Below are 7,631 nucleotides of genomic sequence, written 5' to 3' on the forward strand. Positions count from 1 at the left end.
AGGGCGACGGAGACGACGACCGCGAAGGTCATCGTCAGGTTGCGGCGGAGACCCACACCGATCTCCGACAGGACGAACTGGGCGCGCATGGCCTTCGGTCAAGCCTTTCGTGGACGTGTCTCGGGCGGCGGTCAGTGCTGGTAGCCGTAGACGCCGCGAGCCTGGTCGCGGACGAGGCGGCCCTTCTCCAGCTCGATGACGCGCTTGCGCATCTGGTCCACGATGTTCTGGTCGTGCGTGGCCATCACCACGGTGGTTCCGGTGCGGTTGATGCGGTCGAGCAGTTTCATGATGCCGACGGAGGTCTGCGGGTCGAGGTTGCCGGTGGGCTCGTCGGCGATCAGCAGCTTGGGCCGGTTGACGAAGGCCCGCGCGATGGCCACGCGCTGCTGCTCACCGCCGGAGAGCTCGCCGGGCATCCGGTCCTCCTTGCCGCCGAGCCCGACGAGGTCGAGCACCTGCGGCACGGACTTGCGGATCTCGCCCTTGGACTTGCCGATGACCTCCTGCGCGAAGGCGACGTTCTCGGCGACCGTCTTGTTCGGCAGGAGGCGGAAGTCCTGGAACACCGTCCCGAGCTGGCGGCGCATCTGCGGCACCTTCCAGTTGGACAGGCGCGCGAGGTCCTTGCCCAGAACGTGCACCTGGCCGTGGCTGCACCGCTCCTCGCGGAGGATCAGCCGCAGGAAGGTGGACTTTCCGGAGCCGGAGGACCCCACCAGGAACACGAACTCGCCCTTCTCGACCTCCAGGGAGACATCCCTGAGGGCCGGGCGGGTCTGCTTGGGGTAGACCTTGGAGACGTTGTCGAATCGGATCACGGATGCACCACGGGTCGCCGGGGGTAGATGAGCGTGACCATACGCGAGTCGGGTGTGGGTGCGCAGTCGCCGGTCGGGGTTGGGGCAGGGTTGGTGGATAGTTGTACGTTTTGTCCGCGCGACCCGCGCAGGCGGCCCCCGCGCACGGCCGCCCGGGGTCTTCCGGGACCCCGCGCTGAATCCCGGGGAACCTGGCATTGTGGAGAGGGGAACGTTCGCGTGTCCGTGAGCGTTGTGTGAGTAGAACCGGTGCAAGGAGGGCGAGCGCATGACGTACGACCGGTTGGTGTGCGCGAACTGCGCGGCGCCCGTGAGCGAGGGCCGCTGCCCCGTGTGCCGTGCGAACCGCGAGCGGCTGCAGCAGGAGAACTTCCTCGCCGGCCTGAACCCGATGGCGCTGATCGCCCTGCTCGCGGTGCTGATCGCGGCGGTGGCGCTGCTCGCGCACCAGACCGCGTAGGCGAGCCGGTCCGGGAGGGCCGGCCCCGGGAATCCCGGGACTTCCCTAGAGCTCCTGAGAGTTCCCGGACTTCTTGAAGACGAGATGGGCGAAGGGCCCGGAGCATATGCCTCCGGGCCCTTCCGTCCACTTACCGTGAGAGCGCGGCTACGCTCAGGCGGCGGCGCCGCCGCGGCCGCCCATCACGCGCGGCAGGATCCGGAAGCCGATACCGCCGGCGATCATCGTCGCGGCGCCGATCAGCAGGAACGCGGTCTGCCCGGCACCCGTCTCGGCCAGCTGCTTGCCGTTGCCCTGCGGGGCGGCGTTGTTGTCGGAGCCGGTCTCGGTGAGCGCCGAGGAGCCCTGCTCCTGCGGGACGGTGTTGTTGCCGCCGCCGTCCGGGCCGGTGCCGCCGACCGTGCCGGAACCGCCGGTGGCGGAACCGCCGGTCGAGCCGCCGGTGGAGCCGGAGCCGCCCGCGCTGGAACCCCCGGTGGAGCCGCCGGAGTTGCCGGAACCGCCGCCGTTGCCCGAACCGCCGCCGGTGGAGCCCGCGGAGGTGCCGGTGGAGGTGCCCGTCGAGGTACCGGAGGACGTGCCGGTGGAGGTACCGGTGGAGGTCCCCTCGGACGTGCCGGAGGACGTACCCGTGGAGGTACCGGTGGAGGTGCCGGTCGAGGTACCGGTGGAGGTGCCCTCGGAGGTCCCGGAGGACGTACCCGTGGAGGTGCCGGTGGAGGTGCCGGTGGAGGTGCCGGTCGAAGTACCGGTGGAGGTGCCCTCGGAGGTCCCGGAGGACGTACCCGTGGACGTGCCGGTGGAGGTGCCCGTCGAGGTGCCCTCGGAGACGCCCACGGAGGCGCCCTCGCTGCTGCCCTGGCTGGTGCCTTCGGTGCCGCCCTCAGTGCTGCCCTCGGTGCCACCGTCGGTCGTGCCCTCGGTGGCGCCGCCGTCCGCCGCGACACCGAGGACGACCGGGCCGACCTGGACGTTGGCGTCGAGGGCGGAAGCGGCGCCCGCGGCGGTGAGCGAGGCGCCCGCGGCTATCACGGCGCCGGCGGCTATACGCGCGACACGGATCCGTGTCTTCTTGGTCATGTGGTTGCTACCCCCAGTAGCGATCGTCGAATGGGCCGCGCTCGGGGCAGTGATCAACGGAGGTGCAGAACGATGGAGCCCCCCGGTTCACATGCGCCCCAGAGACACGCATGCCGCCCATCACCCTTCCCACAATTCACAGCAACGTCAAGGCCGTTGCGCACGCGATGTCCGGGTACGGGTTCTTTGCCGGGAAGAGAAGAATGTGAGTATGACGACTGCGGCAACTACCGCTCGCGGAGCGGCAGTTGCCTTGTCGACAAATCAATCAGCTCTGCTGTTCCTGCTGCTTGCGCCAGCGAATGCCGGCCTCGAGGAAACCGTCGATCTCGCCGTTGAACACGGCCTCGGGGTTGCCGACCTCGAAGTCGGTCCGCAGGTCCTTGACCATCTGGTACGGGTGCAGGACGTACGAACGCATCTGGTTGCCCCAGGAGTTGCCGCCGTCGCCCTTGAGGGCGTCCATCTTGGCCTGCTCCTCCTGACGGCGCCGCTCGAGCAGCTTGGCCTGGAGGACGGCCATGGCGGTGGCCTTGTTCTGGATCTGGGAGCGCTCGTTCTGGCAGGAGACCACGATGCCGGTGGGGAGGTGGGTGATCCGCACGGCGGAGTCGGTGGTGTTGACGCCCTGGCCGCCGGGGCCGGAGGAGCGGTAGACGTCGATGCGGAGCTCGGACTCGTCGATGTCGACGTGGTCGGACTGCTCGACGACGGGGAGGATCTCCACGCCCGCGAAGGACGTCTGGCGGCGGCCCTGGTTGTCGAAGGGCGAGATGCGCACCAGGCGGTGGGTGCCCTGCTCGACGGAGAGGGTGCCGTAGGCGTAGGGCGCCTGGACGGCGAAGGTGGTCGACTTGATGCCGGCCTCTTCGGCGTACGACGTCTCGTAGACCTCGGTCTTGTAGCCGCGCTGCTCGGCCCAGCGCAGGTACATGCGCTGGAGGCGCTCGGCGAAGTCGGCGGCGTCGACGCCGCCGGCCTCGGCGCGGATGTTGACGAGCGCCTCGCGGGAGTCGTACTCGCCGGAGAGGAGGGTGCGGACCTCCATCTCGTCCAGCGCCTTCTTGACGGCGACGAGCTCGGCCTCGGCCTCGGTGCGGGTGTCCGGGTCGTCCTCGGCCTCGGCGAGCTCGAAGAGCACACCGAGGTCGTCGATCCTGCCGCGGAGCGCCTCCGCCTTCCTGACCTCGGCCTGGAGGTGGGAGAGCCGGCTCGTGATCTTCTGCGCCTCGTCCGGGTTGTCCCACAGGGACGGCGCGGCCGCCTGCTCCTCGAGCACGGCGATGTCTGCCCTCATCTTGTCCAGGTCGAGGACGGCCTCGATCGACTCCATGGTGGAGGAGAGGGACTTCAGCTCTTCGGATACATCGACGACTGCCACACCCCCAGCGTAACGGCTCCGCCAACCGGGCCGCCCCGGCCCACCGGCTCCGCCGGGCGGCGGCCTCGCGACCGGGGCCGGCCGGCCGGGGCCCGGGGCGGAGCCCCGGGGACGGTCACGCTATGACCCACCGAGTCGGGTGGGTGGGAAACGGGGGGGTGCAGGGGGCGCAGCCCCCGCCGGGATTCGGGGCGGAGCCCCGAGGGCGGGGGCCGCCCGCTGTCCGCGCCGCGGCTAGGGTGCGGTCGAGTGGGAGTTGGCGGGCGGCGGTGCCTGGTCGCCCTCCGAGGTGGCCCACCAGGCGCCGGCCCCCAGCGCGGCGACCAGGACGGCACCGGCGATCCCGAGCGTCACCCGGCGCCGCCGCGCGGCGGCCCGGTGCCGCGCGGACCCGGGCCGCGGCGCCCCGGAGGCCCGCGGCACCCGCGCGGTCCCCAGCGCCCCGCCCGCCAGCTCGTCCGGCGCCGGCACCCTCATCGACGTATGCGTGTCCCGGTTGGAGTCGGGCCGCGCCCCCGGCACCAGCGGCACCGCCCCCCGCCGCCGCGCCCGCTCCCCGCCCGCCGCGGGCGCCTGCGCACCGGTCTCCGCCGGCGGCTCCTCCAGCGGTTCGGTGTCCGGCTCGTCCACGTCCAGCGGCGGCATCCCGGTGAGCATCGGCAGCAGCTCCCGCAGCCGCGCCGCCAGCTCGGAGGCGCGCAGCCGCGAGGCCGGGGCCTTGGCCAGGCACTGCACGATCAGCTGCCACAGCTCGTCGGGGATGCCGGGCAGCGGCACCACGGTCTCCGTGACGTGCCGGCGCAGCACCGCCCCCGGATGCCCCCCGCCGAAGGGGGTGAAGCCCGCGAGGAGCTCGTACAGCACGGTCGCCAGCGCGTAGATGTCCACCGCCGCCCGCGGGGGAAGGCCCTCCACGATCTCGGGAGCCAGGTAGTCCGGCGTGCCGATGATCTTCGTGGCGCGCGTCCGCTTGGGCGAGTCGATGAGCTTGGCCACGCCGAAGTCGGTCAGCAGCGCGGGGTGCGCCCCGCCGGGGCCGAGCGGTCCCTGCATGTCCAGCAGGACGTTCTCCGGCTTGACGTCACGGTGCACGACCCCCGCCGCGTGCGCCGCCGCCAGCCCGTCCGCCACGTCGGCCGCGATCGCCACCGCCGCCTCGGGCGCCAGCCTGCGCTCCCGTTCCAGCCGGGTGCGCAGGTCCGTGCCGCGGACCAGGTCCATGACGAGGGCGAGGTCGTTGCCGTCGACCACGAGGTCACGTACGGAGACGACGTTCGGGTGCTCGAGGCCGAGCAGCGCGGTGCGCTCCTGCACGAAGCGGCCCACGAGTTCCTGGTCGGACGCCAGGTCCTCGCGCAGCAGCTTGATGGCGACGGGCCCGTCCGGCCCCTCGCCGAGCCACACCGTGCCGGCGCTGCCCCGCCCGAGGATCTGGTGGGCGGTGTACCGGCTGCCGATCTTCCGTGCCAAGACTGCTCCTACAGACGCGTGTTGCCGACAAAGCTACGCGTCCGGCGAGCCAACCTTCACCGCGGAGACGGAAATCACCCGCCGGGTGTCGACAAATCCCCGAACTCGGCGCCCGGCGGCACGCCCGGGCCGGCCTCAGTTGCCCTGGACGGCGCTTCCCACCTTCTTGAGCCACCCGGAGACCTGGTGCACTCCGTGCGTCAGCTCTCCCCAGTAGCTCCGGCCGGTGCCGATCCACTCCCGCAGCGGGCTCAGCTCCCACACCAGCCAGCCCGCCACGATCAGGATGACGATCGTGAACAGGCACCCCTTGAGGCAGCCGAGCCCGGGGATCTTCATCGGGTTCGCGCCGCGCTGCCGCGGCGGCCTCGGCTCGCGCGCGGGCCGCTGGGGCTCGGGCGCGGGCGGCGGGGCGTACCGCTGGGCCTGCCGTCCCTGGCGCGGCTGCTGGGGCTGCGGCGGGGCGTACTGCTGCGGCTGTTGCTGCGGTGCGTAGCCGTAACCGCCCTGCTGCTGGGGCTGCGGCTGCGGGGCCTGCCGGCGCGGCTGCTGCTGCGGCCGCGCGACCTGCCGCTGGGGACGGCGGCGCAGCGGGTCCTCGCCCGGGTCGAGGTACTGGACCTGCGTCTGCTCGTTGCGGTCACGGGCGGCGCGCAGCTGCGTCTGCCAGGGGTGCGGCTGCTCGGGCTGCCCGGGCTCGCCCTGGGGGCCGCCGCCGGGCTGTCCCGGAGGCATCGGCGGCACCACGCGCGTGGGATCGGCCGCGGCGTGGTGCGGCAGCACGGTGGTGGGGTCGGCCGCCCCCGGCGCGTTCCCGGGGCCGCCCGGTCCGCCGGTGTGCGGCAGGAAGCTGGTCGCGGCGTTCGGGTCGTACGACGCCGCGCCCTGCGGCAGCACCTGCGTCGGGTCGGCGGCGCCGAGGACGTCGGGGGCCGGCACGGTCGCGGGCGCGGGGTCCGGCGCGAGCAGGGCGCCGACGCCCTCCGCGGCGGCGATCTGCGCGGCGTTCGCGTGTACGCCGACGCCCTCGGCGACCACGCGCAGACCGCGCGCGAGGTTCTCGGCGCTGGGCCGCTCGCCGGGGTTCTTGCGCAGGCAGCGCTCTATGACCGTCCACAGCGGGTCGGGCACGGTGGACGGGCGGCGCGGCTCGGCGCTCAGGTGCTGGTGGAGGACCTCGAGGGCCGACCCGCCGGAGAACGGCGGACGCCCGGTGACCAGCTCGTACAGCAGGATCCCGGCGCCGTAGATGTCGACGGCGGAGGTCTGCGGGCGGCCCTCGGCGGACTCGGGCGCGATGTAGGCGGGCGTGCCGACGAACTCGTGGGTGCGGGTGAGGCCGGGCGAGTCGGCCAGCCGGGCGATGCCGAAGTCGGTCAGCATCGGGTGCATCTGGCCGCCGGCCTGCTGGAGCAGCACGTTGGCGGGCTTGAGGTCCCGGTGCACGACCCCGTCGGCGTGGCTCGCGGCGAGCGCGTCGGCGATCTGGGCGGTGACCAGCGCGGCGGCGACCGGGGTGAAGGGGCCGTTCTCCCGCAGGTAGCGGTGCAGGTCGGGGCCGTCGACGAGGTCCATGACCAGGGCGAGCAGATCGCCCTCGACGACCAGGTCGCGCACCCGGACGATGTTCGGATGGGTCAGCCGGAGCAGCACGGAGCGCTCCCGCAGGAACCGCATCACGACGTCCGCGTCGTTCGCCAGCTCCTCCTTGAGGACCTTGATGGCGACGGTCTCTCCGGGCTGACCGGGCACGGCCGCCTCGGCGCCCGCCGCCTCTCGCTGGCGGGCTCGCCAGACGGTCCCGGTGGCGCCGCGTCCGAGCGGCTCCTCCAGGAGGTACTTGCTGCCTACCGGCCGCACGTCATGCGCTCCCTGATCGCTTGCTTGCCTGGTCCCCCGCGCCCGGCGGGGCCTTCAGCGGGTGTTCCGACCCACTGTAGTGCCGCCCTGTGTGCTACCGGGCGGTCGTGATACTGCGCTCGCGTCCCTACGAGGCGACTTACGCGCGGGATGCCGTACATGTTCGACGGGAAGACGCTCGGCTCGGGTCGGTTGGTTGCCAGAGGCGGACGTGACCGATCTCAAGCGGGCCTCATCCGGACAGTCGCGGGTCACTGGACAGGCACTTTTGCGGGCAGAGCCGACCAATCAAGATCACTTGGCAGTGGGCGGCGGGCGCGGTGTCAGTGGCAGGTGCGAGGATGCCTCCAGAACTGGCCGACGTGCTCGTGCGGCGGTGGGGGAAGTCCGCGGTGGGGGACCGCGGGGCGGCTTCGCCCCTGCCGTTCGCGGGCGCCCGCGCAGAAGGGACCGCTGACGGCGATGCAGATCCGGCTGACCGTCGTAGACCCGCTGGGCCCGTCCTCCGACGCGCGGCGCCGCGCCGCGAGCCGCGACGTGCTGGTCACGGCGCCCGCGG

At 72.7% G+C, this 7,631-nt stretch carries 7 protein-coding genes; 1 reads left to right on the top strand and 6 read right to left on the bottom strand.

Translation table 11 applies throughout. The features are described from left to right. Together IE249_RS38930 and ftsE are read right to left on the bottom strand one after the other, a co-directional pair. The coding region (locus IE249_RS38930; RefSeq protein WP_229859556.1) for a hypothetical protein at positions 1 to 89 on the bottom strand (89 nt) is incomplete at its 3' end. Between the two features lie 42 nt (positions 90 to 131). Further along, a complete protein-coding gene (gene ftsE / locus IE249_RS30030) occupies positions 132 to 821 on the bottom strand; it encodes a cell division ATP-binding protein FtsE (protein ID WP_030943440.1) in 690 nt (229 codons plus the stop codon). Positions 822 to 1,089: 268 nt separating this feature from the next. Here ftsE and IE249_RS30035 point away from each other — a divergent pair, with 268 nt between their 5' ends. Then, the gene (locus IE249_RS30035; RefSeq protein WP_133931420.1) at positions 1,090 to 1,281 is read left to right on the top strand and encodes a hypothetical protein; all 192 of its coding nucleotides are present in this window, start codon (positions 1,090 to 1,092) and stop codon (positions 1,279 to 1,281) included. 153 nt (positions 1,282 to 1,434) lie between these two features. Here the strand turns inward: IE249_RS30035 and IE249_RS30040 are convergent, their stop codons facing one another. The 4 genes from IE249_RS30040 to IE249_RS30055 all read right to left on the bottom strand — a co-directional run bounded on the left by IE249_RS30040 (position 1,435) and on the right by IE249_RS30055 (position 7,072). After that, positions 1,435 to 2,361 carry a hypothetical protein gene (locus IE249_RS30040; RefSeq protein WP_189709815.1) on the bottom strand — a complete coding sequence of 309 codons (927 nt, stop codon included), beginning with the start codon at positions 2,359 to 2,361 and terminating at the stop codon, positions 1,435 to 1,437. A 268-nt stretch (positions 2,362 to 2,629) separates the two neighbouring features. Continuing rightward, the gene (gene prfB / locus IE249_RS30045; protein WP_189709816.1) at positions 2,630 to 3,742 is read right to left on the bottom strand and encodes a peptide chain release factor 2; all 1,113 of its coding nucleotides are present in this window, start codon (positions 3,740 to 3,742) and stop codon (positions 2,630 to 2,632) included. 234 nt (positions 3,743 to 3,976) lie between these two features. After that, complete coding sequence (locus tag IE249_RS30050) at positions 3,977 to 5,212, bottom strand: serine/threonine-protein kinase (protein ID WP_189709817.1); 1,236 nt, start codon at positions 5,210 to 5,212, stop codon at positions 3,977 to 3,979. A gap of 135 nt (positions 5,213 to 5,347) precedes the next feature. Beyond that, the gene (locus tag IE249_RS30055; RefSeq protein ID WP_189709819.1) at positions 5,348 to 7,072 is read right to left on the bottom strand and encodes a serine/threonine-protein kinase; all 1,725 of its coding nucleotides are present in this window, start codon (positions 7,070 to 7,072) and stop codon (positions 5,348 to 5,350) included. Positions 7,073 to 7,631 lie beyond the last annotated feature (559 nt).

This window comes from Streptomyces anandii JCM 4720, from assembly GCF_014650655.1.
GTDB lineage: Bacteria > Actinomycetota > Actinomycetes > Streptomycetales > Streptomycetaceae > Streptomyces > Streptomyces anandii.

Excerpts from the sequence above, each read along its gene's own strand:
- IE249_RS30035 (WP_133931420.1), top strand. The coding sequence starts at position 1,090 with ATGACGTACGACCGGTTGGTGTGCGCGAACTGCGCGGCGCCCGTGAGC.
- IE249_RS30040 (WP_189709815.1), bottom strand. The coding sequence starts at position 2,361 with ATGACCAAGAAGACACGGATCCGTGTCGCGCGTATAGCCGCCGGCGCC.